24 protein-coding genes and 2 pseudogenes are annotated in these 26,022 nt (G+C 69.2%); 17 read left to right on the top strand and 9 right to left on the bottom strand.

What is annotated here, in order from left to right; genetic code table 11:
* Positions 1 to 139: 139 nt before the first annotated feature.
* The 4 genes from AC0IY1_RS12090 to AC0IY1_RS12075 all read left to right on the top strand — a co-directional run bounded on the left by AC0IY1_RS12090 (position 140) and on the right by AC0IY1_RS12075 (position 3,591).
* Positions 140 to 1,378, top strand: a complete 1,239-nt coding sequence (locus tag AC0IY1_RS12090; RefSeq protein WP_471769800.1) for a cytochrome P450 — start codon at positions 140 to 142, stop codon at positions 1,376 to 1,378.
* Positions 1,379 to 1,622: 244 nt separating this feature from the next.
* The gene (locus AC0IY1_RS12085) at positions 1,623 to 1,868 is read left to right on the top strand and encodes a hypothetical protein (RefSeq protein ID WP_471769798.1); all 246 of its coding nucleotides are present in this window, start codon (positions 1,623 to 1,625) and stop codon (positions 1,866 to 1,868) included.
* Between the two features lie 8 nt (positions 1,869 to 1,876).
* Positions 1,877 to 2,797, top strand: coding sequence for an adenylate/guanylate cyclase domain-containing protein (locus AC0IY1_RS12080; protein ID WP_471769796.1), 921 nt, complete (start codon positions 1,877 to 1,879; stop codon positions 2,795 to 2,797).
* Positions 2,798 to 2,838: 41 nt separating this feature from the next.
* Positions 2,839 to 3,591 carry a phytochelatin synthase family protein gene (locus AC0IY1_RS12075; RefSeq protein WP_471769795.1) on the top strand — a complete coding sequence of 251 codons (753 nt, stop codon included), beginning with the start codon at positions 2,839 to 2,841 and terminating at the stop codon, positions 3,589 to 3,591.
* Positions 3,592 to 3,647: 56 nt separating this feature from the next.
* Here the strand turns inward: AC0IY1_RS12075 and AC0IY1_RS12070 are convergent, their stop codons facing one another.
* Both AC0IY1_RS12070 and AC0IY1_RS12065 read right to left on the bottom strand, forming a co-directional pair.
* Entirely contained in the window at positions 3,648 to 4,904 is a 1,257-nt protein-coding gene (locus AC0IY1_RS12070) for a nucleotide disphospho-sugar-binding domain-containing protein (RefSeq protein ID WP_471769793.1), read from the bottom strand.
* 374 nt (positions 4,905 to 5,278) lie between these two features.
* Positions 5,279 to 5,548, bottom strand: coding sequence for a hypothetical protein (locus AC0IY1_RS12065; RefSeq protein WP_055958575.1), 270 nt, complete (start codon positions 5,546 to 5,548; stop codon positions 5,279 to 5,281).
* A 283-nt stretch (positions 5,549 to 5,831) separates the two neighbouring features.
* On the opposite strand from AC0IY1_RS12065, the gene AC0IY1_RS12060 reads away from it, so the two are divergent.
* Genes AC0IY1_RS12060 through AC0IY1_RS12045 form a run of 4 tightly spaced genes read left to right on the top strand, consistent with a single transcriptional unit; the run spans position 5,832 to position 8,841 of the window.
* A complete protein-coding gene (locus AC0IY1_RS12060) occupies positions 5,832 to 6,362 on the top strand; it encodes a sigma-70 family RNA polymerase sigma factor (RefSeq protein WP_055958572.1) in 531 nt (176 codons plus the stop codon).
* Positions 6,359 to 7,132 carry an anti-sigma factor family protein gene (locus AC0IY1_RS12055; protein WP_471769792.1) on the top strand — a complete coding sequence of 258 codons (774 nt, stop codon included), beginning with the start codon at positions 6,359 to 6,361 and terminating at the stop codon, positions 7,130 to 7,132. Before AC0IY1_RS12060 ends, AC0IY1_RS12055 begins: the two co-directional genes overlap by 4 nt.
* Before the next feature lie 51 nt (positions 7,133 to 7,183).
* Positions 7,184 to 8,296: a catalase family peroxidase gene (locus tag AC0IY1_RS12050; RefSeq protein WP_471769790.1), complete on the top strand. Its 1,113-nt coding sequence runs from the start codon at positions 7,184 to 7,186 to the stop codon at positions 8,294 to 8,296.
* Positions 8,293 to 8,841, top strand: a complete 549-nt coding sequence (locus AC0IY1_RS12045) for a cytochrome b (RefSeq protein ID WP_471769788.1) — start codon at positions 8,293 to 8,295, stop codon at positions 8,839 to 8,841. Before AC0IY1_RS12050 ends, AC0IY1_RS12045 begins: the two co-directional genes overlap by 4 nt.
* Before the next feature lie 345 nt (positions 8,842 to 9,186).
* Here the strand turns inward: AC0IY1_RS12045 and AC0IY1_RS12040 are convergent.
* A pseudogene (locus AC0IY1_RS12040) lies at positions 9,187 to 9,563 on the bottom strand (PLP-dependent aminotransferase family protein); the annotation flags it as partial.
* A 1-nt stretch (position 9,564) separates the two neighbouring features.
* On the opposite strand from AC0IY1_RS12040, the pseudogene AC0IY1_RS12035 reads away from it, so the two are divergent.
* The 4 genes and pseudogenes from AC0IY1_RS12035 to AC0IY1_RS12020 form a co-directional block, all read left to right on the top strand.
* A pseudogene (locus tag AC0IY1_RS12035) lies at positions 9,565 to 9,957 on the top strand (IS3 family transposase); the annotation flags it as partial.
* Positions 9,958 to 10,084: 127 nt separating this feature from the next.
* Positions 10,085 to 10,468, top strand: a complete 384-nt coding sequence (locus tag AC0IY1_RS12030; RefSeq protein ID WP_103710943.1) for a VOC family protein — start codon at positions 10,085 to 10,087, stop codon at positions 10,466 to 10,468.
* A gap of 219 nt (positions 10,469 to 10,687) precedes the next feature.
* On the top strand, positions 10,688 to 11,503 hold the full coding sequence (locus AC0IY1_RS12025) for a class I SAM-dependent methyltransferase (RefSeq protein WP_471769786.1): 816 nt from the start codon (positions 10,688 to 10,690) through the stop codon (positions 11,501 to 11,503).
* Positions 11,504 to 11,854: 351 nt separating this feature from the next.
* Positions 11,855 to 12,718: a class I SAM-dependent methyltransferase gene (locus AC0IY1_RS12020; protein ID WP_471769785.1), complete on the top strand. Its 864-nt coding sequence runs from the start codon at positions 11,855 to 11,857 to the stop codon at positions 12,716 to 12,718.
* A 362-nt stretch (positions 12,719 to 13,080) separates the two neighbouring features.
* Here AC0IY1_RS12020 and AC0IY1_RS12015 read toward each other — a convergent pair whose 3' ends face one another.
* Together AC0IY1_RS12015 and AC0IY1_RS12010 are read right to left on the bottom strand one after the other, a co-directional pair.
* Complete coding sequence (locus AC0IY1_RS12015) at positions 13,081 to 13,281, bottom strand: hypothetical protein (protein ID WP_471769783.1); 201 nt, start codon at positions 13,279 to 13,281, stop codon at positions 13,081 to 13,083.
* Positions 13,282 to 13,789: 508 nt separating this feature from the next.
* Positions 13,790 to 14,698 carry a LysR family transcriptional regulator gene (locus tag AC0IY1_RS12010; protein WP_471769781.1) on the bottom strand — a complete coding sequence of 303 codons (909 nt, stop codon included), beginning with the start codon at positions 14,696 to 14,698 and terminating at the stop codon, positions 13,790 to 13,792.
* 236 nt (positions 14,699 to 14,934) lie between these two features.
* On the opposite strand from AC0IY1_RS12010, the gene AC0IY1_RS12005 reads away from it, so the two are divergent.
* From AC0IY1_RS12005 to AC0IY1_RS11985, 5 genes are read left to right on the top strand one after another with little or no spacing between them, the layout of a single operon-like run.
* Complete coding sequence (locus AC0IY1_RS12005; protein ID WP_471770003.1) at positions 14,935 to 16,416, top strand: ABC transporter substrate-binding protein; 1,482 nt, start codon at positions 14,935 to 14,937, stop codon at positions 16,414 to 16,416.
* A 54-nt stretch (positions 16,417 to 16,470) separates the two neighbouring features.
* Positions 16,471 to 17,385: an ABC transporter permease gene (locus AC0IY1_RS12000; RefSeq protein ID WP_055958525.1), complete on the top strand. Its 915-nt coding sequence runs from the start codon at positions 16,471 to 16,473 to the stop codon at positions 17,383 to 17,385.
* 50 nt (positions 17,386 to 17,435) lie between these two features.
* Positions 17,436 to 18,335 carry an ABC transporter permease gene (locus AC0IY1_RS11995; protein ID WP_471769780.1) on the top strand — a complete coding sequence of 300 codons (900 nt, stop codon included), beginning with the start codon at positions 17,436 to 17,438 and terminating at the stop codon, positions 18,333 to 18,335.
* 41 nt (positions 18,336 to 18,376) lie between these two features.
* Complete coding sequence (locus AC0IY1_RS11990; RefSeq protein WP_471769778.1) at positions 18,377 to 19,798, top strand: M20 family metallopeptidase; 1,422 nt, start codon at positions 18,377 to 18,379, stop codon at positions 19,796 to 19,798.
* Between the two features lie 2 nt (positions 19,799 to 19,800).
* On the top strand, positions 19,801 to 21,414 hold the full coding sequence (locus AC0IY1_RS11985; protein WP_471769777.1) for a dipeptide ABC transporter ATP-binding protein: 1,614 nt from the start codon (positions 19,801 to 19,803) through the stop codon (positions 21,412 to 21,414).
* Positions 21,415 to 21,437: 23 nt separating this feature from the next.
* Here the strand turns inward: AC0IY1_RS11985 and AC0IY1_RS11980 are convergent, their stop codons facing one another.
* From AC0IY1_RS11980 to AC0IY1_RS11965, 4 genes are all read right to left on the bottom strand, one after another.
* Positions 21,438 to 22,016 carry a hypothetical protein gene (locus tag AC0IY1_RS11980; protein WP_471769776.1) on the bottom strand — a complete coding sequence of 193 codons (579 nt, stop codon included), beginning with the start codon at positions 22,014 to 22,016 and terminating at the stop codon, positions 21,438 to 21,440.
* A 250-nt stretch (positions 22,017 to 22,266) separates the two neighbouring features.
* On the bottom strand, positions 22,267 to 23,514 hold the full coding sequence (locus AC0IY1_RS11975; RefSeq protein WP_471769775.1) for an amidase: 1,248 nt from the start codon (positions 23,512 to 23,514) through the stop codon (positions 22,267 to 22,269).
* Positions 23,515 to 23,547: 33 nt separating this feature from the next.
* A complete protein-coding gene (locus AC0IY1_RS11970; protein ID WP_471769773.1) occupies positions 23,548 to 24,867 on the bottom strand; it encodes an amidase in 1,320 nt (439 codons plus the stop codon).
* A 69-nt stretch (positions 24,868 to 24,936) separates the two neighbouring features.
* Positions 24,937 to 25,914 carry an ABC transporter substrate-binding protein gene (locus tag AC0IY1_RS11965; RefSeq protein ID WP_471769771.1) on the bottom strand — a complete coding sequence of 326 codons (978 nt, stop codon included), beginning with the start codon at positions 25,912 to 25,914 and terminating at the stop codon, positions 24,937 to 24,939.
* Positions 25,915 to 26,022: the final 108 nt, after the last annotated feature.

Here is a 26,022-nt window from a genome sequence, read left to right as displayed (position 1 = left end):
TGTTCTTTCGCACGAATGGCACGTACGGCCTTCCGCTCCGCCGCATGTTATGACGGTAACCGTCGGCTCTACATCGGACATGATCGTGTAACTTCGGCGTTCGAGACTCCTCTCGCAAAGCAACAGCGAGGATGTGTCGATGGATGGAAACGAAGATCGGGTTCGACAGGCCGGCCCGCTGGCGCCATCCCAGGGCATCCCGACCCTGACGGTTGCCGAACTGGAGGCCGATCCGCACGGGACGTTCCGCACCTGGCGGCCCCGGCTGCCCGTCGTCGGCCACGAGGTCGCGGGCTTCGTCGTCCTCCGGGCCAGGGACGTCGATCGGCTCATGCGCGATCCGCGGGTCCAAGCAACGGAGACGCTCTACCCCGAGACGCGCGGGATCCCGGAGGGCCGGCTTTTCGACATCTTCGCGCACGGGATGCTCACCGCCAATGGGGCGGTCCATCGCCGGCGCCGTTCGCCCTTCACCCGGACATTCGCAGCCCGAATGATCGAAGGCCTGCGCCCCCGGATCCGCGCGGCTGCGGAGAGCCTCGTCCGAGCCTGGCTGCCGGACGGCGAGGTCGACCTCGTCGAGCGCTACACCGCGCTCATCCCGGCGCAGACCCTGGCCGACATCCTGGGTCTGCCGCACGAGGACATCCCCCGCTTCACGCACCTCGCCTACGAGGTTTCCCGGGTGCTGAGCTTCACCTTCGGACCGGAGGACATCGCGGATCTTGAAGGGGCGGCGGCCGCGCTGCAGACTTACGTGCGGACGATCCTCGAGGCCCGTCGGTCGGCGCCCCAGGAGGATTTCCTATCGTGCTTCCTCGCGGAGGCCGAGGCGGCGGGCGATCTCACGCCCGAGGAAGTGGTCGTCCAGCTCGTACAGATGATCATCGGCGGGACCGATACGACCCGGGTCGCCGGCGCCATGCAGGCGGCGCTGCTGCTGCAGCATCAGGAGCAGTGGGCGGCGGTGCGCCACGATCCAGGCCTGATCCCGGCCGCTGTGGCGGAAGCCCTCCGCTACGAGCCGAGCGTCGGCTCCGCGGGGCGGGTCGCCCGCGAGGCGATCGACCTCGACGGGGCCGTCGTGCCGGCCGGAAGCATGATCATGCTCTCGACCCTGTCGGCCCTGCGGGACGAGGCGGTCTACACGCAGCCCGACACGTTCGACATCCGTCGCGTCGACCTTCCGCGCCTGCACCCGATCTTCGGCGGCGGCGCACACCGGTGCATCGGCGAGGCCCTCGCCCGGATCGAGCTGGAGGAGGGTCTGGGCGCGCTGATGCGCCTCGCTCCGGGCCTGCGCCTGACAGGCGCGATGCCGGTCCTCCAGGGCCATAGCGGCATCCGTCGCATCGGGCCGCTGCAGGTCGCCGCCTGATCGCGCATCGGAACCCGGAAGCGGCCGTCAATCCCTGGCACGCCCAACGGCACCCGACCGAACGGAACGGGTGCCGACCGAGCTTCTGCGGATTATCCTCGAGAACGGCCAGCGTCTGGACCAATAGCGCAAGTACAAATCCATTCAATTACATTGCAGATGTCACGGATCGCCAGTTTCTGCGACATCGCAGTGAAATTTCACCAGCCTAATCCTGGAGCTCCACACATCGGAGCATACGATCATGGTTCTCAGGCGAACAAGACCGATCGCAGGCACGGCGGCGCGAGCCCTTCTCCTGTTCCTCGCGCTTCCGAGCGCCGCGCTGTCGCAGGCGGCCCCGCGCTTCGCGCAAGTCGATCTGCCGAGCCCCGCCGCGCGGTTGCGCCCGCTCCTGCACGCGACGAGCCGGGAAGTCCGCTCGCCCACGCTCGAGCGCGAGCATCTCCGGGCGCAACGCATCATCAATCGCATCTGCTCGGGCTGCTGATGTCGGCGATGGTCCTTCCGGAGACCACCGGCGCGGCGACGGATCCGGCTCCCTGGTTCGGCTCGCCGCGGCGCGGGATCGGGGCGGCTCCGGCACTCTGCCGGTACCGCACGGCCGCGGCCTGGGGTGGCGCGCTTCTCACCGCGGTTCCGGCACCCCTGCTTGTCGGGCTCACATCCGCGACCGGGTCCGCCCCTGTTACGCTCGGCCTCGCCGGGCTTGCCCTGACAACGCTGGCGCTGCAGGTGCGGCGCCTGCGCTCCGCCGCGCGGGTCGCGACACGACACAGGGACAACCTGGCGCGGTTGGCGTCGCCAGCGGTGGCACGGTTGGTGGCTGAGACGGATCCCGTCACCCTGCGCGCTGGCTGGGAGCAGGAGGCGACGGTGCTGTTCGCCGACATCCGCGACTTCACCCACCTGTGCGAAACGGTGTCACCGGGCGATGTCGCGGCCTTCCTCACCGAATTTCGGCGCCGCGCCGCGGCGGCGATCGAGGCGGCGGGTGGCCTCGTCGACAAGTTCGTCGGTGACGAGGTCATGGCCGTATTCGGCGTACCGCAGGCCGCGTACGACGACACGGACCGCGCCCTCGCGGCGGCCCGCTCCCTCGCCGCCGCGATGCTGGTCTGGACTCGCGAGCGAGGGCGGGCCGGTCTGCCGCCGGTCCGCATCGGGATCGGCCTCCATCGCGGTCCGGTGTTCGTCGGGGCCATCGGGGCGGACCGCGTCGAGTTCACCGCGGTGGGCGATACCGTCAACGTCGCCCGCCGCCTGGAGCAGATGACCCGCACAACCGACTGCGACTGCATCGTCTCCGAAGCCGTGGTGCGGGATGCGACGTCCTGCGAGGCGCGGATCGTCGCCGTTCAGCCCGTACGAGGCGCGCGTGCCGTCCTGCGCCTGTTTGCGATCGCGCTGGCCACGTAGCGGGCCGGCCACCATCTCCAACGCACCGGGATACGATCTACATGGTGGCCGAACAGGTTCGACGAGGCGGGGTCAGGAAGCGCCGCCTGGCGCCCTTCCTCGGACTGACCGCACTCCTGGCAGGATGCGCCGGCGCGGCCAGTGTCGGCGCGCATCATCTCAGACCGAACGCCTATGCATCCGTCAGGTCGATCGAGAGGCGGTCGGACTTCCATGATCCTGCGCTGCTGGCGCAGGCCTGGGCGCTGCCGGTCGCCGCCGCGTACCGCCGGCGGCCCTACGAATACCAGAGCAACCCGAGTTTCTGCGGGCCCGCCACCGTGGCGAACCTGCTCCGCTCTCTCGGCGTCGACTTCTCGCAAGCCGACATCCTTCTCGGAACGACGTTCCAGCCCTGGTTCGGCGTGCTTGTGAACGGTCTGACGCTGGAGGAGCTGGCCGACCTGCTACGACGACGGCTCGACCGTCAGGTCGATGTCGTACGCGATCTCTCGTTGCCCGCGTTCCGCGAGGCGATGAAGAGCAGCAACAATCCTGAGAAACGGCTGATCGTCAACTTCCATCGAGGCCCCTTATTCGGCCGGGGAGCCGGGCATTTTTCGCCGATCCTTGGATATCTAGCGGACGCGGACCTGGTCTTTGTCGGGGATGTCAACGGAGACTACCGACCCTTTCTGGTCAGCAGCGAGCGCCTGTGGCGTGCCGTCGCGACGATCGACGGGACGTCGGGCAAGCCCCGCGGTTTGCTGATCATCGATACCGCTTTGTCTGGCAGGCCAGGAGAAGCGGATTAAGTCTCGGCCATGACGGTTCGACCGACAGGACGTGCCTGTCGCTGCCGAAACGCCGGTCAGGCTGTTCGGGCTTTCAGGACGAGGCGATCAAGAACCCCGAATATGGCAGCCGGCGTGTCGATCGCAGCCATGTCCGCCGCAATCGCCCTTGCACGGTCGCGATAGGACGGATCGGTCAGAACGCGATCGACCGCCTCACGCAGTTCCCGAGGTTCCGCCCGCTGCGAGGGGATCTCGAGACCCACACCCGACCACGCGACCCGAGCACCGACCTCGGCTTTGTCCTCGGTCCGCCCCGCTGATACGATCGGTACGCCGGCTTGAAGGGCCAGTTGCACCGTCCCGTAACCGCCATTGGTCACCAGCACGTCGATCTTCGGCAGGAGCGCCGCGAAATCGAGGAACTCCGCAAGCCGCGCATTGCCCGGGATCGGTCCGCGGACGTTTCCGATCGGCCGACGTCCGGTGGTGACGAGCACCAACAGATCTTCGCGGTCGCCGAGGGCGGCGAGGGTCGGCTCGACAAGCTCACCGAAATCCGCGTTCGCGACCGTGCCCTGCGTGACGAGCACGACCTTTCTGGATCCGTCGAGTTGATCCCACCAATCCGGCAGGGCGACATCCCGCGACGGCGGAGGGGGCAAGGCGCCAACGAACTGGACGTGAGCGGGCATGCGTCCGAAATCGTACTCGAAGGCCGGGACGGTCGTCTGCAGGAAAGCGTCCGCCATGAGGTGCCGCGAGTGCAGCACTCCACATGGCAGCGGCGGCAGGCCCAACTCGGCGAGCTTGGCATCCGCGTAGGCTCGGACCGGCGCCCCGAAGACGGTCTCAGCCTGAACCGCCATGGCTGCGTAGGACGCCCGCGTGGCCTCGTCGAGGGCAGGCGGCAGCCCGATCATGGTCGGCGCACCGTCCGGTCTATTCGCCACCATGATCGTGATGCTGCAGGCGACGATCGGCGGGCGGGGCGTCTCGCGATCCAGAAACAAGGCCGTCGCGCCAAAGAACAGATCGTCGACGACGACGAGATCGGGGCGATCCGTCGCGATGATCCGGCGCAGCGTTTCTGCCTGTGGCAGCATCGGATCGAGGAAGATCCGCTCGAAATTGTAGCGGAGCTGCTCCGGGCCGGGAGGTAGGCTGGCGCGCTCGGGCAGAACCTCCTCGACCCGAGTCAAATCGATGTCGGCACCGGGGGCGAGCGGTCGGAATCGAGCACCGGAGGCTTCGACCGCCGTCCGGAGGTAAGTGGCTGTGGCCACCAGGGCCTCGTCGCCGCGGGCGAGGGCCATGCGGGCGATGGCGAGCAACGGATTGAGATGGCCGGCGGAAGGCGTGGCGGCAAGAAGGATCTTCATGCGGTCCCCGGTGCGACGAAGGAGAAGGGATGGGCGGCCGCACGCGCCGCGCTTGCGCTCGGCGGTGAACGACCGATGCCATCCCGGTGCGATCGTCTGCGCCCTGCAGATGACTGCAGCGTTTCAGCGGCACGCGGGAGCGTTACGTCCGTAACGTCGGACCGCCGGCCATCCCTCCCAATCAGCCCCCCGCACGGGCGACCGCCCCCGGTTGCCCGCGGGATGCCTGGGTCGTGACCTCGGTGCCGATCTTAAACCGCTTGCCTCGACTGGCTGGAGTCGCGAGTGCCCGAGCGCGGGCTCGTCCGCGCTCGGGGAAACCGGAGCTAGTTCGGGATCAGCTCACGGGCGGGTCCGCCGGTCTCCTGACCGCGGGCCTGGGCATAGCCGGGGAGGGCGGGGTTCCGGGCGTTCCCGCTGTCGGTGTCCGGGCCGCCGAGCCAGGATGCGGACCGCGCCTGCGGCAGGATCGAGCCCGTGACCGCCGGGCTCTCCATCGGACGAGTGACGCTCCGGGCCTCGGAGGCGCCGGTCAGGGCAGCGAAGGTGCAGGCGGACGCGAGAGCGACGGCCGAGATGGTCTTGCGCATCGTCATGTCAGATCTCCAGTGTTTCCTGCTCGATCCAAGAGTGTCGAGCAGGGATACCGGACAGACGACGTCTCCAGCTGCTTATTCCAAGCATTGTCAGAAAAATCGACTCGCTGTCTTCAGAGCCCAGCGGCGCGCGACACGAGGCGATACTGGCTCGATAAATGTCGATGCGTGCGTGGAATAATCTCGAAATGGCGGCGTCTATGCCTCCGTAGCCTGCCTCGGAGCGCGTTCGAAACGCCCGGTGTGCCAGCAGAGGAGTCCCGCCCATGCCAGGAGACCGGACATGACGGACATGATGCGCCTCATCGAGCCGCTGATCCCGGCCCTGCGCCGCTATGCGCGTGCACTCCTGCGCAATCCCACCGATGCCGACGACCTCGTGCAGGACTGCCTCGAGCGCGCGGTCGGCCGCTGGCATCAGCGCCAGGCGGATGGCGATGCACGGACTTGGCTCTTCGCGATTCTCCACAACCTTGCCGTGACGCAGATGCGCCAGCGCGTCCGCCGCGGTGCCCACATGCCGATCGAGGACACGGCGGAAGCCAACCTCGCGGTGGCGCCGACCCAGGAGAGCGGCCTGCGCCATCGGGACCTGATGACCGCCCTGGACGCCCTGCCGGAGGAGCAGCGCAGCGTCCTCCTGCTCGTGACGGTGGAGGGCCTGTCCTACGCCGAAACCGCCGACATCCTCGCGATCCCGACCGGGACCGTGATGTCCCGTCTGTCCCGGGCCCGGGACCGGATGATCCAGCTCATGGACGGCACCGACGCCGCCGTTCCCGCCAAGCGACCGCTCCTGCGGAGGGTAAAATGACCATGCGTCCGATCGGCGACGATGATCTCCAGGGCCTCGTGGACGAGCGGCTCGAGGCCAGCCGCAGGCGGGAGGTCGAGACTTATCTCGACGACCATCCCGAGGCGCGCATGCGGGTCGCGCGCATGGTCGGCCTGCGTGAGGAGATGCGTGCCGCGCTCGCACCCGTCGCAGCCGAACCCGTGCCGGCCCGCTTGAACCTGGCACGGATCGTCGAGGCGCGCCGTCGACCGGCGCGGCCCGCCTGGCAGGCGATGGCGGCCGGGCTTCTGCTCCTCATCGGGGGAGCGGGAGGCTGGGGCCTGCGCGAGGTGGTCTCGCCCGCGCCGACCGGCATCGAGGCGCTGGCCCAGTCCGCGAGCATGAACTACGCCGTCTACGCGCCCGACCACACCCGGCCCGTCGAGCTCGCCGCCGCGAACCGGGACGAACTCGCCGGCTGGTTCTCAGCCCGGCTGAAGCGGCCGGTGGGCGTGCCGGACCTCAGCGGCTCAGGCTATCGCCTGATGGGTGGACGCCTCGTGGCAACGCCGCAGGGACCGGCCGGGCTGCTGATGTACGATGACGGGCACGGCGCGCGCTTCGTCATGCTGATGCGGCCCATGCACGTGCCGGGCGATGCGCCGATGCGTCCCCATACGACGGAGACCTCGAGCGGCTACGCCTGGGCCCAGGACGGGCTGGGCTACAGCCTCGTGGGTGCGGCCGACGACAGCGTTCTGCATCCGCTCGCCGACGCGGTTCGGCGCGCCACCGCCAAGTCTCTTTGAAAAATCGCAAAGTCTCTCTGAAAGCTCGCAAAGTCTCTCTGAAGGTCCACCATGTCTCTCCTGAACGACCTTACCGGCGCTGGTCCCGACTTGCGTCCGCGCGCCGTCCTCCTGCGTCTCGGCGCGATCGGCGCCCTGGTGACCGGCACCGCGGGGGCTTTCGCGTATGCCGGCGGCTGGCTCTCGCCGGGCATGCTGACCCAGGCGCGGATCGTGGATCGCTTCGAGGCGGTCAACGGTTCCCATCCGGGGTTCCGGCGCAACCACGCCAAGGGGCTCTGCCTCGCCGGACGCTTCGAGAGCAGCGGCCGAGGCGCGCGCGTGTCGAGGGCCTCGCTGTTCGCCCCCGACCGGGCCACGCCGGTCACCGGACGCATCGCGCTGGCGGGCGGCCAGCCCTACGCGGCGGACGCAGCCACGACGGTGCGCAGCCTCGCGCTGCGCTTCGAGCTTCCCGACGGCGAGGAATGGCGTACCGGCAACAACGACATCCCGGTCTTCCCCGTGCGCACCCCGGAGGCGTTCTACGAACAGCTTCTCGCCGCCAAGCCCGACCCGGCCACGGGCAAGCCCGATCCCGAGGCGCTGAAGGCGTTCCTTGCCGCGCACCCGGAGAGTGCCAAGGCAGCCGCCCAGATCAAGGCGCGGGCGATCACCTCCGGGTTCGCCGACGACACCTTCCGAAGCCTCAATGCCTTCCGGTTCGTCACGGCGGACGGCACGCGGACACCGGTCCGATGGGCGTTCATCCCGGAGCAGACCGCTACGGCGCAGAGCCCGGCTCAGGCTGCGGCCACGGACAAGAATTACCTGTTCGACGCGTTCGCCGACACGGTCCGTCAGGCTCCCGTGCGCTGGCACCTCGTTGTCACGCTGGGAGACGCGGGCGATCCGACAGCGGACGCGACGCGTCCCTGGCCCGCCGAGAGACCAAGCCTCGACGTCGGAACAGTCATCGTCGCCGAGACGCAAGCCGAGGCGGACGGCAATTGCCGCGACGTGAACTTCGACCCCCTGGTTCTGCCCGCCGGCATCATGGCGTCGGACGATCCGCTGCTCACCGCCCGCTCGGCTGCCTACTCGGTCTCGTTCACGCGGCGCGCCGGCGAGCCCAAGGGGCCGAGCGCCGTCCACGACACACCCGTTTCAGGAGCCGGACTGTGAGCACCACCGCACGCTTCAACCGGCTGGCCCGACTTCTGCACTGGACGATGGCCGTCATGATCCTGGCCATGCTGTTGATCGGCGTGGCGATGGTGACCTCCGTGGCCCACTATCATGCGCTCGTCGCCCTGCACCGTCCGCTGGGCCTCGGCATCCTCGTCCTGGCCCTGCTGCGCCTCGCGAACCGCTGGCGCCATCCACCGCCGGAACTGCCGTCGGACCTCCCGGCCTGGCAGCGGCGGGCGGCACACGCCTCGCACCTCCTGCTCTACGGCTTGATGCTGGGGCTGCCGCTGGTCGGCTGGGCGATGCTGTCGGCCGCCGGTTACCCCATCGGGCTCGGCGGCGCGGTGGTGCTTCCGCCGATCCTGCCGCGTGATCCGAGCCTCTATGCGTGGCTGCGTTCGCTTCACACCCTCCTGGCCTATGCCTTATTCGGGGTCATCCTCGCCCATCTCGGCGCAGCTCTGATGCACGGGCTGATCCGCCGGGACGGGGTCTTCTCCAGCATGGCCGCGCGTCCAATCCCATCCCGGTCCCGCTGAAGCGATGGCCGCCGCGATCCACGTCGGGCCAAGGAGCACCTGAGGGCGGACGCGAGCCGTAGGCCCGGGCATCGAAAACCATCGCGAGAAGCCTAGGACCCCTGCAACCTTCCCGTCGAACGTCCGCTTCTGAGAACCGGCCAGAGACCTTCGAACGGCGAGGCTCGGTCGAAGGCGGAACGTCTGCTCCGGGGCGAAAGACCGGGGTCCGCCAGCCACCCAGAGCGGGCTTCTCTCGACTGCGGCTTTAACGTCCGCTCGGGGACCTATTCGCCTCGTTCTGGCGCGGAAACCATCCGAAGACCAACCAAGAGACTGCGCTTCGACTGTCTCCGTTGTGTGCCGGGCGAGGGTTGGCGAGCCTTCAAACGCGTGGGCGTGCACCCTCCAAGCCCTGCGTGGTCTGCTGCCGGGTCGAGGGGTCGCCGAGGCTGAGGCGCACCGTCTCCGGTGGCGTCCCTGCCACGCAGAAGGGGTCGCTGCCGACCACGCCAAGCCCCGCCGGCCGTCCCTGACTGGCGAACGTCGCGCGCGTCCAGCCCTCAGGAAGCATGATCCAGACGGGGAAGCCGTGCGGGTCGTCGGTGTAGGTCCCCTCTGGAAGCAGCGAGGCCACGATGCGCTGGCGCAGCCGACTCCTGTCGAACGAATTGCACGATGGCGTCCGCCGTGCCGTCCACGATCCCGCGCGTCGTCAGAGCCGTGGAGATCGGCGAGGGCATGAAATACGGTGGCCTGCAGATCGTTAAAGCGCGCCGGATGAAGGATCCGGAGCGTGAGAACGCGCAATTGCGCCGGCTCGTGGCTGACTCGTCCCTGGAGGGTCAGGTCCTAGCGGGCGCCGCCTCGGGAAACTTGTAGCCCTCGAGCGACGCCGGCGGGCGGTCGACGCGATTCAGGAGAAGTACGGCCTCTCGGTGCGCCGCGCCTGCCGGATCATCGGCCATTACCGGGGCCCGCAACGCGACGTGTCGCCGGCCCCGGCTGACGAGGATGCGTGGACCCACGCCCTTGTCGCCCTTGCATTCGCGTACGGACGCTCCGGCTATCGCCGCGTCACCACGCTGCTGCGGGCAGGTGGGCAAGGACCGGTTCCAGCGCACCTGGCGTCGAGAGGTGCGGAGAGGCGCGTTGATGGATCGTCTCTCACCAGCATCCCGCCCAGACGCGGAAGGGCCCGCGGTTGCAGCCGGGGCACCGGACGCGGTAGCTCAGCGAGCGGATGATCGCGGAAGGGAACCACATGTTCAGCCATATGGTGGTCGGCAGTAACGACCTCGCCAAGTCGAAGACGTTCTACGACGCGCTGTTCGGAGCCATGGGCGGCGAGGCCGGCAAAACCGATGCCCTCGGGCGCCTGGTCTACGCGCATCGCGGCAGCCGCTTCGTCATCACCAAGCCGATCAACGGGGATCCGGCGACCGCCGCCAATGGGGGCACGATCGGGTTCGCGATGGACAGCCCGGACGAGGCCAAGGCCTGGCACGAGGCGGGGATCACCCACGGGGGGACGTCCGTCGAGAACCCGCCGGGCGAGCGTCAGACGCCGATGGGCCGAATCTATCTGGCTTACCTGCGCGACCCGGACGGCAACAAGCTCTGCGCCCGCTACAAGGTAGCGGACTGACGGGCCCCTGGCCCCTGCCGGCAGGGGGAAGCGGCGCGAGGGCCGCACCCCATCGCGTCGCGACCCGGCGACAACGGAGGGCGTTTGCTGGGCCTCCCGGTCCACAGCCGTGAAAGCGTCCCTCCGAGCGGCGACACGTCCGAGGCCGATGGCCCTCGCCAGAGCCGGGCGGGGGCGAGCGACTTGGCGGAGAAGCGCTTTGATCCTACCGGTGAGGCCATGTCCCATGTCGCCTCGCCCGCTCTCGCATTGCCACCTGCCGTCGCGCAGGCCGCCCCCAACCCGGCCAACGGACCCAGTGCCCGGTTCTTCGCCGAGATCGGCCTCACCCCCGGTATGCGCGTACTCGATGTCGGCTGTGGAAACGGGGACCTGAGCCGCTTGGTCGCCCGCTTGGTGGGACCGGACGGCGAGGTCATCGCGATCGACCGGAGCCCGGAGGCGATGGCGATGGGCCATACGGCCGAGGCGGGACTGCAAGCCGCGCCGATCCGGTACCGGCAGGCGGACCTCGCGGGTGCGCTGCCCGAACTGGGCCGCTTCGATGCCATCGTCGGGCGCCGCGTCCTGATGTACCTGCCCGCCGCCGCGGCGACGCTCGCGCGACTCGGCGCCCTTGGGAAGCCCGGGGCGATCCTGGCGTTCCAGGAGCACGGGCGTGCCGGATTGCCCGCCGGGCTCGGCGCGCTGACGCTGCATCGTCGGCTCTACGATTGGCTGTGGGACACGGTCGCGGCGGAGGGCGGCGATCCGGGGCTGGCGCTGCGCCTGGTGGACCTGATGCGGGCGGCGGGGCACGGCATCGAGGTAGCACGCAGCGAAGGGGTGCTCCTGCAGGCTGGCGAGCCCTCCTTCCTGGCGACGCTGGCCCAAGCCATGCTCCCCCGCATGGTCGAGCGCGGCGTGACGAGCGCGGATGCGCTGGGCCTCGACACGCTGGCGGATCGTCTCCGGGAGGAGCATCGCGCGGCGGCCGGCACGATCGTCTGGGACTTGGCGTTTCTCGTCTCGGCGCGGATCGCGCGCGACGCGTAGGTGGTCCGAGGCGTGTGCCGAAACTGCCAAACGTTCTTCTGCAATGCCACCATCCGAACATTCTGGATGACACTCGCGGTGCAGTCGGGGCGCCTGTGATTGCACGGTTCCGGGTGCACGAGGGACGCCTCTTCGACAGACATGGTGTTTTACACAGCGTCGTTCTCACCGATCCGTCATGCGCATGGATTGGATGGGCTGCGCCCGAGATGCAGTCGCGGAGGGATGTCGGCTTTCCGCGGCCTGAGCGCGACGAACGCGCCTCGCTAGTCTTTCTTTTGTCTTGTGCAGCCGATCTATAGGGCACTATCAAATTCGACATGTACCCTTCGCTTCGAAAAGGGATCAGGCATGGCCGACCGAAATGCCGATCAGATCGCCGACTGGAATGGCCGAAGCGGGGAGCGCTGGGTCACGTACCAGGCCCGGCTCGACGCCATGCTGGCGGTGTTCGGCGAGGCCGCGATCGAAGCCGCCGCGCCCGGGACGGGCGAGCGCGTGCTGGACGTCGGCTGCGGCGCGGGCGCGTCGAGCCTGGCTCTGGCCGCCCGCGTCGGCGCGGGGGGCCAAGTGCTGGGCGTGGACATTTCCGAAGCACTGATCGACCGCGCGCGCACGCTTGCACCACAGGAGATTCCGGCCCTGTTCCAGGTGGCGGACGCCGGCAGCGCGGCGCTGCCCCAGGGGGCGTTCGACATCCTCTTCTCGCGTTTCGGCGTGATGTTCTTCGACGATCCGACCGGGGCGTTCTCTCATATGCGCCGCGCGCTCCGGCCAGGCGGGCGGGTCGCGTTCGTCTGCTGGCGCGGGGCGGCCGAGAACGATTGGGTGCGCCTGCCGATGGGCGCGATCAAGGGCATCGTCCCGCCGACCGTGCAGCCCGATGCCGAGGCGCCCGGCCCTTTCTCGTTTGGCGACCGGGGTCGGGTGGAGCGTATCCTATCGGCGGCCGGCTTCACCGAGATCGCGATCGCGCCCTTCGATGCGTCTATCCCGTACGGCGAGGGCGAGACGTGGGACGCGGCGATCGACGACGCGGTGGCGATGGCATCCAAGGTCGGCCCGTTGTCGCGCGTGCTCGCGGATCAGCCCGACGACATCCGCGCCCGCGCCTTGACCGCGGTCCGAGCCGCTTTCGCGAACCGCCCCGGCGCGCGGTCGGTGATGATCGACGGCGCGGCGTGGATCGTTCGGGCACGCAACCCGGCACGCTGACAGGGACGGGCAGGGGGAGACGCCCCGTCTCGCTGGCTCGGCGTCAGCCGGCACACGACTCCCCCCGCACCCCTTTGGGCGGCGGATCGAAGCTAACGTGTGGCAAGGGTCGCACCCTGGTCTCAGCAACGGGAATCCGCGCGGGGCGCTGGATTTCCTCGAAACGGATACCCTCCGCCGGATCACTTTGATACGTACCATCTTTCAGGTCTTCGACGGCCGACAACCCGTGTCGAAAACGGGCTGGCGGGTTCAGATCCCTCGATTTCTGCAGCAAGCCGAGTGGCCGTTGCTGCCGTGCAATCGGACAGTCGCAGCTGAATATCGGCTTTGGCGCGCATGGCCAGGGCCTGGTCGTCGCCTCATGCCGAAGTCAATGGACGGGCGATGAAGATCCGCTGTCCGGGCGTGGCGCCGGCGTGCGGGTAGCGGAGGCCCCTGACGGAGGCCGCAAACGGCGTGCCCAGCGACGTGATCTCCGAGCCGCCGCTGTGGAGATCCCTGTCGGCTTCGAAGGCCTGTCCATCGGCGTAGTCGCAACTCGTGATGCTGAGGATCGCCATGCAGGCTGTCCGTGTCAGGACCCGGCGGGTGCTGGCGAAGCACACGGCGCACGCTTCGAACCCGGCAGAACAAAAGCAATTCAAACCCTGCTCATGTTGGGCCTATGATGAAAACACTCCAGAATTCCCGGAACTTTTCGAGCTAGGCACAAGATTAGACCGAGAAATAACCTTATTCGCGAAACCTTCAGCAGCTCGATCTCAGGACCCTCGGACGAGACGGTCTTCCCAATCGGTATCGCTGACAACGTCCCTGCTGCGCGCGCCTCCTGACCGCGATACGCGTGACCGCCCGGGTCGACCCGTTTCGGTCGTTCCCCCGCCGGCCCTGGGACCGAAATGGCTGGCGATCAGACGGCGAGCCTTCGCCCGGCCCCCTCGCAAAACGAACCTGGGCCGGCGCCGCACCGAGGCTCTCGGTGGCTAGGCCGCGGACGTCGCCCATGGGGCGCTGGTCAGACCGGACGTGCGCGGGACAACCGGTCAGGTCCCGCCGCTCCAGGCCTGATCAGATCGTTGCGCCCCCCGCCTGCGGCAGCGCAGCGATGAGCTGGCGCAGGAACGCCTGCACGGCATGCGGCAGCTTGCGGTCGCGCATGACCTGGACCTGGATGCCGCGCATAAGGCTCGCTCGGGCGCGCACCGGGATGCAGACGAGTTCGCCGAGACGCACCGGGGTCTGCACCGTCAGCGCCGACATCAGCGCCAATCCCTTCGTCCGGCGGACGAAGGGCAGCAGGGCCGAGAGCACGTTGGCCGTCAGGGTCGGCTCGATGGTGATCCCTTCCGCCAGGCAGGCCGCGTCGAAGACCCGGCGAGCCGTGGTATCGAGGGTCGGCACCGCGATCGGATAGGCCCGCAGGTCCGCGAGCTGGATCGCGGGCTGACGCGCGAGGGGGTGATTGGGGGCGCTGAGCGCGACCATCTCGACCGCGTTGTCATAGACGACCGACACGAGGCTCGATGGTGCCATCGCGAAGGTGATGCCGATATCGGCGTCGCCCGCCGCCACCACCTGCGTGACTTGGGCCGGCGGCAGCATCTGCACCTCGAAGCGGATGCCCGGATGGACGGCGTGGAACTCCGCGATGGCATTCGGCAACAGGTCGAGGGCGAAGCCCTCCGACGTCGCGACCCGGATGAAGCCGCGGGCCAGACCCTGCAACTCCTGAATCTCGGCCGCCACCTGCTCGGCCCGCATCAGGGTCTGGTGTGCGTGCGCCGACAGGAGCTCGCCCGCGGGACTCGGCACCATGCCGCGCGGGCGGCGCTCGAACAGAATGCAGCCGAGTTCGGCCTCGAGATTGGCGATCTGCCGGCTGATCGCGGACGCCGCGACGTTCAGCTGTGTCGAGGCGGCGGCAATCGAGCCCGTGCGGGCGACGGCTAGGAAGTAACGCAGGCTCGCACTCTGCATGGCCTCTCTCCGTCGGCGAAACCGTCGCTATCCATTGCTGAATCGGCACGGCAGCAATCGCAAAATTCTACTTGTTGCGATGTTAATTGCACAACACCATGGCAAGGCTAAAAAAGTGGCAGGACGGAGCGGTCACGGCTTCGCCGGCTCATGCCAGCGCTGAGAGGAACCGGATCATGGCGAATGGGACTGGAGCGCGACACGACTCCGCGCTGCGCGCTGCGCTCACCCTGCTGATGCTGGCCACGAGCGCGCCCGCATTCGCCGGCAAGGCCAACGACACCCTGGTCTACGCCTCCGACACGGAGCCGGAGAATGTCAGCCCCTATCACAACAGCGCCCGCGAGGGCGTCATCCTGGCTCGCAACGTCTGGGACACGCTGATCTACCGCGATCCGAAGACCGGCACCTACCAGCCGATGCTGGCCACCGCCTGGACATGGATCAATCCTGTCACCCTCGAGCTGACCCTGCGCGAGGGCGTGACCTTCCACAACGGCGACGCCTTCGGCCCCGAGGACGTGGCCTTCACCTTCAATTACGTGCTGACACCGGACGCCCGCACGGTGACGAAGCAGAACGTCGACTGGATGAAATCGACCGAGGTCGTCGATGCGCATACGGTCCGCATCCACCTGAAGACGGCGTTCCCGGCAGCCCTCGAATACCTGGCCGGTCCGACCCCGATCTTCCCCGCGGCCTACTTCAAGAAAGTTGGCCTCGACGGCTTCGCTAAGGCGCCCGTGGGCACGGGCCCCTACCGCGTCACCGCGGTGGAGAACGGGCGCGGCGTGAAAATGGAACGCTTCGCCAAGTACTGGCCCGGCAGCCCGATCGGTTCGGCGAAGATCGGCAAGCTCGAATTCCGCGTGATCCCGGACGCCGACAGCCGCATGGCCGAACTCGTCACCGGCGGAATCGACTGGATCTGGCGGGTGCCGAGCGACCAAGCCGACCAGCTGAAGGCCGCCCCGAACGTCACCGTGCTCAGCGCCGAGACCATGCGGGTCGGCTTCCTGCAGTTCGACACCCTTGGACGCGCCGCCGCCAACTCGCCCCTCAAGGACGCGCGCGTGCGCCAGGCGATCTCCTACGCCATCGACCGCAAGGCCATGGTCGACAACCTGGTGCGCGGCGGCAGCCGGGTGATGAACGCCGCCTGCTTCATCGATCAGTTCGGCTGCACCGACGAAGGCGTTCCGCGCTACGCCTACGACCCGGCCAAGGCCAAGGCGCTCCTGAAGGAGGCCGGCTACCCGGATGGCTTCGAGATCGACCTCGGAGCCTACCGCGAGCGCGACTACGCGGAGGCGGTGATCGGCTACCTGCGCGCGGTGGGCATCAAGGCGCGGCTGAACTACCTGCGCTACGCCGCCCTGCGCGACCTGATCCGCGGCGGCAAGGTCTCGATCGCCTTCCAGACCTGGGGCTCGTTTTCGGTGCTCGACGTCTCGGCCTTCACCGGCGTCTACTTCCGCGGCGGCGACGAGGACCTGACCAAGGATCCCGAGACCATCGCGGCCCTCCAGGCCGGGGACGGGGCCACCGATCCGGCCGTGCGGAAGGTGAAGTACGCCGAAGCCCTGACGCGCATCGCGGGCCAGGCCTATGCCCTGCCGCTGTTCTCCTACTCGACGAACTACGCCTTCACCTCGGACCTGACCTTCACGGCGCAGCCCGACGAGCTGCCGCGCTTCTACGCGGCCCAGTGGAAGTGACGGCCGGTCCCTGACGCCGAACCGACCGCCAACATCGAGCGAGGGAGCCGGACCATGCTCAGGTTCATGATCCAACGAAGTCTCGTGGCCCTCGCGGTCGCCGTGACGGTGTCGGTGGCGAGTTTCATGCTGCTGCACCTCTCCGGCGACCTCGCCACCGCCATCGCGGGGCCGGAGGCGACCTCCGTGCAAGTGGAGGCGATCCGCGTCCAGTACGGGCTCAACCAGCCCCTCCTGGCGCAGTTCGTCGCCTGGGCGGGGCGCGCGATCCAGCTCGATTTCGGCAATTCGTTCTATTTCCGCGAACGTGTGATCGACCTGCTGGCCGCCCGCCTACCGATCACCCTGTTCCTCGGCGTGGTGGCGCTGGCGGTCGCGCTCTTCGTGGCGATCCCCCTCGGGGTGCTCGCCGCGGTCAAGCGCGACACCTGGATCGACCGGGCCGCCCTCTCGGTCTCTGTACTGGGCCAGGCGATGCCGAGCTTCTGGTTCGGCCTGACCCTGATCATGATCTTCTCGGTGAACCTGCGCTGGCTGCCGGTCTCCGGCAACACGACCTGGAAGCACTTCGTGCTGCCGGCCGTCGCTTTGGGCTACTACGCCATGCCGGCGGTGATGCGGCTCACCCGCAACGGCATGCTCGAGGTGCTGGCCTCGGACTATGTCCGCACCGCCCGGGCCAAGGGCCTGCCCCCGCGGAAAATCCTGATCCGGCATGCCCTGCGCAACGCCGTCATTCCGGTGATCGCGCTCGCCGCCGTCCAGTTCGGCTTCATGCTCGGGGGCTCCATCGTGATCGAGGCGGTGTTCTCGCTCCAGGGGCTGGGCCAGCTCGCCTGGGAGTCGATCGCCCGCAACGACTTCCCCGTGGTGCAGGCGATCGTGCTGGTTCTGGCGATGATCTACATCGCCCTGACGCTGGCCGCCGACCTCCTCAATGCCGCCCTCGATCCCCGGCTGCGCCAATGACCCTCCAGCCATCCGTGTCCCCGCTCCGCGCCGGCCTTCCGGAGACGCCCATGACCGGTCCGACCGACGCTGCGGCCTCGCTGCCCGCCGCCCGCTCGCCCACCGCCCTGGCCCTCCGGCGCGGCCTTCACCATGGCGGCTTCCTCATCGGTGCCGGCATCCTCGGGATCATCATGCTCTGCGCCCTCGCCGCGCCCCTGATCGCCCCCCACGATCCCTATGCCCAGGACGTCTCCCGCCGCCTGATCCCGCCGATCTGGCAACAGAAGGGCACCTGGGAACATGTGCTGGGTACCGACAAGCTCGGGCGCGACTACCTCAGCCGCTTGATCTACGGCAGCCAGATCTCGCTCCTGATCGGGATCGCGGCCGCCGCCATCTCGGGCGTGATCGGCACGACGCTGGGCATCTGCGCCGGCTATTTCGGCGGCCGGGTCGACGCGGTGGTGAGCTACGTCGTGACCACGCGGCTCGCCATGCCGGTGGTGCTGGTGGCCCTCGCCATGGCCTCCCTGGTGGGCGGCTCCCTGAAGGTCGTGGTCCTGGTGCTCGGCTTCCTGCTCTGGGACCGCTTCGCCGTGGTCACCCGCGCGGCGACCCGGCAGATCCGCGACCAGGATTTCATCGCGGCGGCGCGCGCCACGGGCTTCTCCCCGGCCCGCATCCTGTTCCAGGAGGTGCTGCCGAACATCCTCAACGCGCTCATCGTGGTGGCGACCCTGGAGATGGCCCACGCCATCCTGCTTGAAGCCGCCCTGTCCTTCCTCGGCCTCGGCGTCCAGCCGCCCCTGCCGTCCTGGGGCCTGATGATCGCCGAGGGCAAGCCGTACATGTTCTTCCAGCCCTGGGTCATCACCATCCCGGGCGTCGCCCTCCTGGTCCTCGTCCTGGCGATCAACCTGCTCGGCGACGGCATCCGCGACGTCACCGCCCCCGAGGGGCGGCGCTGAGCGCCCCTCCCACCGACCCGTCACCGAGATCGAGTGAGTCCATGTCCCGACACGATGCGATCGCGCGCGCCGCGCGCCACTACGACGAGGGCGCTTTCCTCCAGGTCCTGCAGGAGGCCGTCGCCCGACCCACCGAGAGTCAGGCCCCCGGCCAACTGCCGAAACTGCACGCCTATCTCGACGAGTTCCTCGTCCCGCTGATCGCGCCGCTCGGCTTCACCAGCCGCATCCTCGACAACCCGGACGGCACGCACGGCCCCTTCCTCATCGCCGAGCGCCACGAGGGGCCCGACCTGCCCACGGTGCTGATGTACGGGCACGGCGACACCGTGCGCGGCTATCCCGAGCAGTGGCGCGACGGGCTCGCCCCCTGGACCATCACCATCGAGGGCGAGCGCTGGTACGGGCGCGGCACCGCCGACAACAAGGGCCAGCACATCCTCAACCTCGGCGCGCTGGCGGCCGTGATGGCGGCGCGGGACGGACGCCTCGGCTTCAACACCAAGCTTCTGGTCGAGATGGGCGAGGAATCCGGCTCGCCGGGCCTGCGCGAGATCTGCCGCGCCGAGGCCGAAGCCCTGAAAGCCGACGTGCTCATCGCCTCGGACGGACCGCGGGTCAGCGCCGAGCGCCCGACCGTCTTTCTCGGCTCGCGCGGCGGCTACACCTTCGAGATGCTGCTGGATCTCCGCGAAGGCAGCCACCATTCGGGCAACTGGGGCGGCCTCCTACGCAATCCCGGCACGGTGCTGGCCAACGCCATCGCGACCCTCGTCGACGGACGCGGCAGGATCCTCCTCGACGCCCTGCGGCCGCCCGCAATCCCCGACACCGTGCGCGCGGCGCTCGCCGACATCACCGTCGGCACCGACCCGACCGCGCCGACGATCGATACGGATTGGGGCGAGCCCGGCCTCAGCGCCGCCGAGCGGGTCTTTGCCTGGAACACCCTCGAGGTGCTGGCCTTCAAGACCGGCGATCCGGACGGCCCCCTCAACGCCGTGCCGCCCACCGCCAAGGCAACCCTGCAGCTGCGCTTCGTCGTCGGCACCGATTGGGAGGGCATCCTGCCGGCACTGCGCGCCCATCTCGATGCGCACGGCTATCCCATGGTCACGGTCCGCGCCGCCCGGACCGAGGTGTTCCGCGCCACCCGGCTTCCCGTCGAGGACCCGTGGGTCACCTGGGCGCTGGATTCGATCGCCGCGAGCACCGGCAAGCGGCCGGCCCTGCTGCCGAACCTCGGCGGGTCCCTGCCCAACGACGCCTTCTCGGAGATCCTCGGGCTGCCCACCCTGTGGGTGCCCCACTCCTATCCGGCCTGTCTCCAGCACGGACCCGACGAGCACCTGCTCGGGCCGCCCTCGCGCGAGGCGCTGATGCTGATGGCGGGCCTGTACTGGGACCTCGCGGAGACCGGACCGGCGGTGCTCGCCCGGCGCGCCACCCTCAAGGGAGCCTGAGCATGACCGAGCCCGTCGTCCGCATCCGGAATCTCACCCTGGCGCTGCCGAAGGGCTCGGACCGGCCTCACGCCGTCGAGGACCTCTCCCTCGACCTGATGCCGGGCAAGATCCTCTGCGTCGTCGGCGAGTCGGGCTCGGGCAAGTCGATGAGCGCCTACGCGCTCACCGGCCTCCTGCCCCGGGCGCTGAAGCCGGTCGGCGGGGAGATCCTGTTCGAGGGCCAGGATCTCCTCACCCTGGGCGAGCGCGGCTGGCGCGGCTTGCGCGGTCGCCGCATCGCCATGGTCTTCCAGGAGCCGATGACAGCGCTCAACCCGGTCATGCGCATCGGCGACCAGATCGCCGAGATGTTCGAGGCACACGGTCTCCTCACCCCGGCCGAGCGCAGGGTCCGGGCGATCGCCCTCGCGACCGAGGTCGGCTTGCCCGACCCGGCCCAGATCGTGCGGGCCTACCCGCACCAGCTCTCCGGCGGCCAGCGCCAGCGCGCGATGATCGCCATGGCGCTCGCCCTCGAACCCTCGATCCTCGTCGCCGACGAGCCGACCACGGCCCTCGACGTCACCACCCAGGCCCAGATCCTCAAGCTGATCCGGGAGTTGCAGCAGCGCCGAGGCATGAGTGTCCTGTTCATCACCCACGATTTCGGCGTGGTGGCCGACATCGCCGACCACGTCGCCGTGCTCCAGCGCGGCCGGCTGGTGGAGCAGGGCAGCGCCGCGGCCGTCCTGCAGGACCCGCAGCACCCCTACACCCAAGCCCTGCTCGCCGCGGTGCCGAGCCTGGTGCCGCCGGCGCGCGCCTCCCGCGCGGCCGAGCCGCTCGCCCTCTCGGCCATCGGCCTGACCAAGACTTACGAGACCCGCACCGGCCTGTTCGGCAAGCCGCGCGTGGTCGCGGCGGTCAAGGCGGTAGCCTTCGACGTCCGCCGCGGGGAGACCCTCGGCCTCGTGGGTGAATCCGGCTCGGGCAAGTCCACCACCGCGCGCCTCGCGATCCGGCTGATCGAGCCCGACCGGGGCACGGTGCGCCTCGGCAGCCTCGACTACACGGCGCTGCCCCCCCGCGCCCTGCGGACCGAGCGCAAGCGCATCCAGATGATCTTCCAGGACCCCTTCGCGTCCCTGAACCCGCGCCGCACCGTCGAGCAGATCATCACCGCCGGACCGATCGCGCACGGCACGCCCGCGCGGGAGGCCCGCGCTCGGGCCCGCGACCTCCTCGACCTCGTGGGCCTCTCGGCGAGCGCAGCCGAGCGCTACCCCAACGCCTTCTCCGGCGGCCAGCGCCAGCGCATCGGCATCGCCCGGGCGCTGGCCATGGAGCCGGACGTGCTGGTGGCCGACGAGGCGGTCTCGGCCCTCGACGTCTCGGTCCAGGCGCAGGTGCTGGATCTCCTGGAAGACCTCAAGCAACGCCTGAACCTCGCGATGCTGTTCATCACCCACGACCTGCGCGTCGCCGCCAAGATCTGCGATCGCATCGCCGTGATGCATCGCGGCAGCATCGTCGAGATGCGTCCCACCGCCGAGCTGTTCCGCGCTCCGGAGCACGCCTACACGCGCGATCTCCTCGGAGCCGTACCGGGCCTGCAGACGGCGCGCCCCCACTGAGCGTCGCTCCAGGGGGAAGGGGCTCAGGCCACGGATATGCCGGTGGCGAGCCCCAGCGGCGCGCGGGCGCCTGATCCCTCAACGGGTGCGATTTCGACGACGACGACGTACTCGACGGCCCAGGTTCGAAGGTCGTGCATCGTCGGTGGCTCGAAGCCATACCTATCGGGAGAACCACGTTTCAGGGGGCAGGCCAGACGCCCCTTGCCGATTGGCGACACGGCCTGCTCATCACTTTCTCCAACCCGAAGGCCGCCGCGGCCTCTGCCTCCGTCGCGGCCTTCCTCTACGGTGCCGGTCTGACCCCGTTGCAGGTGCTCGGCTGCGCTTCCGCGCTCCTCATCACCCACGGTTACCCACGGCTGGTCTCGACGGGACCGGTGCGGCGGATCAAAGTGCGGTTCGCGCGTACCACGGAGGCTCTGTTGGGACTGGCCTTCGGCGCGATCGGCACCCGCATCCTCACCGATGGTGTGCACGAAATCGTTCGGCGCCGACACCTGAATGGCCCGATCGCCGCCTTGGAGGGTCGCAGCGATCGCAGGACGTCGGTTAGGCGGCGCGATCTGACCATCGGTGCCAAGTCCGAATCGGGTCGCCACCGGCCTGTCCGCGCTCGACCGGATCCAGCGGGATTCGGCCGGTCCGGTCTCGATCGGCCGCCTTCCGAAAAGGGACGGGAAGTGGCGAGGCGGACCTAAGCAGACCTGCGATAAGACCGGCGACTCGGCGAAGATCGTGCGAATATGACAGGCCCAATGACTTACCTCGATTCGGCAGATCATCGACGCCAATCAAGTATTACGCAGGACTCCCACCCTTACTCTATGGAAAAACCCGTTCGCGAGAAACCTAGCCGCGCATTCGCGTTTCGACGAAATGGGCTGCCTGGATGGCTCGGGCATCGTCGCCGAGGCGGGCGATCACCTGCACACCCAGCGGCAGGCCCGCCGCGGTACTCCCCACCGGCACGGTCACGCAAGGGACGCCCATGAGGGTCCAGAGCCGGTTGAAGCGGGAATCCCCCGTGCTGGCATAGCCTTCAGGCGCCGGGCCGGGGGCCGAGAGCGTCAGGATCACGTCGAGATCATGCGCGGCGAAGAGGTCCGGCAGTTGCCGTCGCGCGCGGTCCGCCACCGCCAGTGCCGCGTCGTAAGCGGCGGGGCGGACCGCTTGGGCGGCGTCGAGATGCGCGCGCAGAAGCGGGCCGAGATCCGCGCGATGGGTCGCGTATTCCCAGTCCAGAGACTGGGCCGCTTCGTAATCCTGGATCGTGCCGTGAAGCCCGAAGGCCTCGGCGAAGACCGCGGGCAGGACCAGGTCGCGCACGCGGGCTCCGGCGGTCTCGATGGCGGCACGCACCCGCGCGAGGGCGTCCAGGGCCTCGGGCTCCCCGGGGGCGCAGAAGTCCGGCAGCACGACACCGATCCGCGGGGTGCCCGGGTCGGCGGCGGAGAGGTCGAGACCGGGGCGTCCCGTCATCAGCGCGAGGGCGTGGGCGGCATCCGCGACGCCGGCGGTGAACAGGCCCAGCGTGTCGAGCGTCCAGGAGAAACACTTCATCCCCACCGTCGGCAGCAGTCCGAAGGAGGGTTTCATCCCCACGACGCCGCAATAGGCGGCCGGGCGGATCACCGAGCCTCCGGTCTGGGTGCCGAGGGCCAGAGGCAGCATCCCGGCGGCCACCGCGGCGGCGGAGCCCGCCGACGAACCGCCCGGCGTATGGCCGGGATGGCGCGGATTGCGCGTCTCGGTCGGGTCGAGGAAGGCGAAGGCCGTGGTGGTGGTCTTGGCCAGGGAAACGGCACCGAGGCGCTTGAGGCGTGCCACGACCGCCGCATCGGCGCGCGGGCGCCAGTCGACATAGATCGGCGAGCCCATCTGCGTCGGAAGGTCGGCAGTGTCCAGGATGTCCTTCACGCCGACGGCGAGGCCGGCGAGGGGCCCCCGCTCCGGCACGATCGGGTCGGGCAGTCGGCTGACCAGGGCCCTGACGATCGGTTCATGCGCGGCGATGGCGGCTTCCGCGTGTGCGATGGCTGCGCGCGGCGTGAGGGATCCGGCATCGATCTGCTTTCGCAGCGACAGGAGGGAGAGCATGGGAAAGTGGTCCGGTGACGCGAGGACGGCCCTTCAGAGGGCGGGGAATGCGAGGGGACGGGCGAGGGCCGTCTCGCACCAGAGAGCCGTGCTGAGCAACGCGCGATCGGTCCGGTAGGGGCCAACGAGCTGAAGCCCGAGCGGGAGACCCCCGTGCGTTCCGGCTGGGAGGGCGACGGCCGGAACGCCGAGGCAGGTCCAGGGCACGCAGAAGGCAGGATCGCCGGTCGAGGCCAAGCCTTCCGGGGCAGGCCCGGAGGCGGGCAGGGTCAGGACCGCGTCGTAGCCCGCGAGCACGGTATCGAGTTCCGCCCGGAGCGCGGCCTGCTGCTGCAGGGCGCCGAGATAGGCGACGGCCGGGATCCGCGCCCCCTCCGCGACGAGGTCCTTGAGGACCTGGCTCGTCCGATCCGGGAACCGGGCCACGAGGGGCCCGAAGCAGGCGCTGGCCTCGGCAGCGAGGAGGAGGCGGGCGCAATCCCAGAGGCCCTCGAAGGCCACCGGCAGCGTCAGGTCGGACACCTGCGCTCCGGCCGTTCGGAAGGCCGCCGCCGCGGATTCGAGCATCGTGTGCTGTTCCGGCTCGGCCCGATCCCACAGCGTCGTCCGAACCAAGGCCAGGCGCGGGGCGGCGCGCGGGGCGAGCTCCGTGTCCAGATCCAGGGCGAAGGCCGGCAGCGGGCGCCCATGCCGATCCGCGTCATCCTGGCCGATCAGGTGAGACAGGGCGAAGGCGGCATCCCGCACCGAGCGGGTGAACAGGCCGACGTGGTCGAGAGACGGGGCGAGAGGATGCACGCCGGTGCGCGGAATCGCGCCGTAGCTCGGCTTGAAGCCGACGACGCCGCAATAGGCCGCCGGTCGGATCACCGATCCGAAGGTCTGCGTCCCGAGGGCGAGGGGTACGATCCCGGCCGCGACGGCAGCGGCCGAGCCGCTAGAGGACCCACCAGGCGTGAAGCCCCGCTTCCAGGGATTGTGGGTCGGTCCCGGGTGGCGCCAGGCGAACTCGGTGGAGACCGTCTTGCCGAGAACCGACGCCCCGAGGGCCTTGAGGCGCGCGACGGTCCAGGCATCTGCGGCGGGCACCCGATCAGCATAGATCGGCGAGCCGTTCGTGGTCGGCATGTCGGCGGTGGCGATGATATCCTTGACCCCGACGGGGATGCCGCCCCAGGGACCGTCCTGCGCCGAGAGCTCCGGCACCGAGAGCTCCGGCGCCAGAAAGGTGAACGCGGCCAGATCGGTGCGGGCGCGGGCCGCCTCATGGCAGGCCGCCAGGTAGGCGCCGGGCGACGCGCGCCCATCGCGGAACGCCCGCAGGGCATCGACGAGACCGAGGTGGTTGAGCATCGGGGGGTCCATTGTGTTGGGCGGGCGGAGGCCGCGCCGATGCGGCACGGCCTCCGGGGATGCACGCCGTCAGTTCGCCGCGAGGCTCTTCTCGATGAAGTCGCGGCGCACGAAGGTCGCGTAATCGGGCAGGGCCGAGAGGTTGCCCAGCGCCACCTGCGTTTCCATGCCTGTCTTGAGAGCTTCGGCCGTGATGTCGACGCTGTCCGGATAGACCTTCTCCCGCATCATCCGCTTGACGGCCGCCTCGACGACGGCCGGATCGAGGGTGGGAAACTGCTTCTTGGCGATGGCGACGGTCTTCTCGGGCTCGGCGTGCATGAAGCGGATCGCCTTCTGCAGTCCGGTGACGACCTTCTGGGTGACGGCGGGATCGACGTCCTTGCGGGCGCTCACGGCCGAGAAGGCGTAAGGTCCGTAGCGCTCGGGAAAGCCCAGCACGACCTTCATGCCCCGGGCCACGACCTGGTCGAGGCCGGGCTCGTACATCACGGCGATCTTGGCCTGGCCGGCCAGGAGGGGCCCCGGCTCGGAGCCGAGCTGGACCTGGGTCATCTCGACGTCCTCGGGCTTGAGCCCGCTCTCCTTCAGGAGCTTGAGGAACAGCGACGTGCTCGTGGTCGGCATCAGCCCGGTGACGATCTTCTGGCCCTTCAGATCCTTCACGTCGTTGAAGGTCACGTCGGGCGCGGTGGCGATCCAGACGGCGGCCCCGTTGACCACGTTCGCCACCACGTTGACCGGGGCGCCCTTCGAGGCGGCGATCGCGGTCCATTCGGGCCCGTGGATCGAGTATTGCGCGCTCTTCGAGATCACGGCCGAGAGCGCGACCGCGGGGGCGCCTGCCGTCTCCTTCGTGACCTCGACGCCTTCGCCCGCGAAGAAGCCACCATCCATGGCGACGTAGAACGGCAGGTAGAGCATGGACTGGAAGGCTTGCGAGATCGTGACCTTGTCCGCCGCCCGGGCCGGCAGCGTCGCGAGACCGGCGAACCCGAGGGTCGCCGCCAGGGTGGTCGAGAGACGCAGACGCTTGGAGCGGATCATCCGAGGGGCCCTTCTTCGAAAGATGGTCGGGAGGTTCGATGGAGGCAGAATCCAGCTGCGCCCGTTCGGCCTCGGTTCAGCGCGGAAGCACGGGCCGGAGACACGGAT

The organism is Methylobacterium sp. AC690 (assembly GCF_979256535.1).
This window is presented reverse-complemented; position numbering and strand designations above follow the sequence as displayed.

Excerpts from the sequence above, each read along its gene's own strand:
- AC0IY1_RS12090 (WP_471769800.1), top strand. The coding sequence starts at position 140 with ATGGATGGAAACGAAGATCGGGTTCGACAGGCCGGCCCGCTGGCGCCA.
- AC0IY1_RS12085 (WP_471769798.1), top strand. The coding sequence starts at position 1,623 with ATGGTTCTCAGGCGAACAAGACCGATCGCAGGCACGGCGGCGCGAGCC.
- AC0IY1_RS12080 (WP_471769796.1), top strand. The coding sequence starts at position 1,877 with ATGGTCCTTCCGGAGACCACCGGCGCGGCGACGGATCCGGCTCCCTGG.
- AC0IY1_RS12075 (WP_471769795.1), top strand. The coding sequence starts at position 2,839 with ATGGTGGCCGAACAGGTTCGACGAGGCGGGGTCAGGAAGCGCCGCCTG.
- AC0IY1_RS12065 (WP_055958575.1), bottom strand. The coding sequence starts at position 5,548 with ATGACGATGCGCAAGACCATCTCGGCCGTCGCTCTCGCGTCCGCCTGC.
- AC0IY1_RS12060 (WP_055958572.1), top strand. The coding sequence starts at position 5,832 with ATGACGGACATGATGCGCCTCATCGAGCCGCTGATCCCGGCCCTGCGC.
- AC0IY1_RS12055 (WP_471769792.1), top strand. The coding sequence starts at position 6,359 with ATGACCATGCGTCCGATCGGCGACGATGATCTCCAGGGCCTCGTGGAC.
- AC0IY1_RS12050 (WP_471769790.1), top strand. The coding sequence starts at position 7,184 with ATGTCTCTCCTGAACGACCTTACCGGCGCTGGTCCCGACTTGCGTCCG.
- AC0IY1_RS12030 (WP_103710943.1), top strand. The coding sequence starts at position 10,085 with ATGTTCAGCCATATGGTGGTCGGCAGTAACGACCTCGCCAAGTCGAAG.
- AC0IY1_RS12025 (WP_471769786.1), top strand. The coding sequence starts at position 10,688 with ATGTCCCATGTCGCCTCGCCCGCTCTCGCATTGCCACCTGCCGTCGCG.
- AC0IY1_RS12020 (WP_471769785.1), top strand. The coding sequence starts at position 11,855 with ATGGCCGACCGAAATGCCGATCAGATCGCCGACTGGAATGGCCGAAGC.
- AC0IY1_RS12015 (WP_471769783.1), bottom strand. The coding sequence starts at position 13,281 with ATGGCGATCCTCAGCATCACGAGTTGCGACTACGCCGATGGACAGGCC.
- AC0IY1_RS12010 (WP_471769781.1), bottom strand. The coding sequence starts at position 14,698 with ATGCAGAGTGCGAGCCTGCGTTACTTCCTAGCCGTCGCCCGCACGGGC.
- AC0IY1_RS12005 (WP_471770003.1), top strand. The coding sequence starts at position 14,935 with ATGCTGGCCACGAGCGCGCCCGCATTCGCCGGCAAGGCCAACGACACC.
- AC0IY1_RS12000 (WP_055958525.1), top strand. The coding sequence starts at position 16,471 with ATGCTCAGGTTCATGATCCAACGAAGTCTCGTGGCCCTCGCGGTCGCC.
- AC0IY1_RS11995 (WP_471769780.1), top strand. The coding sequence starts at position 17,436 with ATGACCGGTCCGACCGACGCTGCGGCCTCGCTGCCCGCCGCCCGCTCG.
- AC0IY1_RS11990 (WP_471769778.1), top strand. The coding sequence starts at position 18,377 with ATGTCCCGACACGATGCGATCGCGCGCGCCGCGCGCCACTACGACGAG.
- AC0IY1_RS11985 (WP_471769777.1), top strand. The coding sequence starts at position 19,801 with ATGACCGAGCCCGTCGTCCGCATCCGGAATCTCACCCTGGCGCTGCCG.
- AC0IY1_RS11975 (WP_471769775.1), bottom strand. The coding sequence starts at position 23,514 with ATGCTCTCCCTCCTGTCGCTGCGAAAGCAGATCGATGCCGGATCCCTC.
- AC0IY1_RS11970 (WP_471769773.1), bottom strand. The coding sequence starts at position 24,867 with ATGCTCAACCACCTCGGTCTCGTCGATGCCCTGCGGGCGTTCCGCGAT.
- AC0IY1_RS11965 (WP_471769771.1), bottom strand. The coding sequence starts at position 25,914 with ATGATCCGCTCCAAGCGTCTGCGTCTCTCGACCACCCTGGCGGCGACC.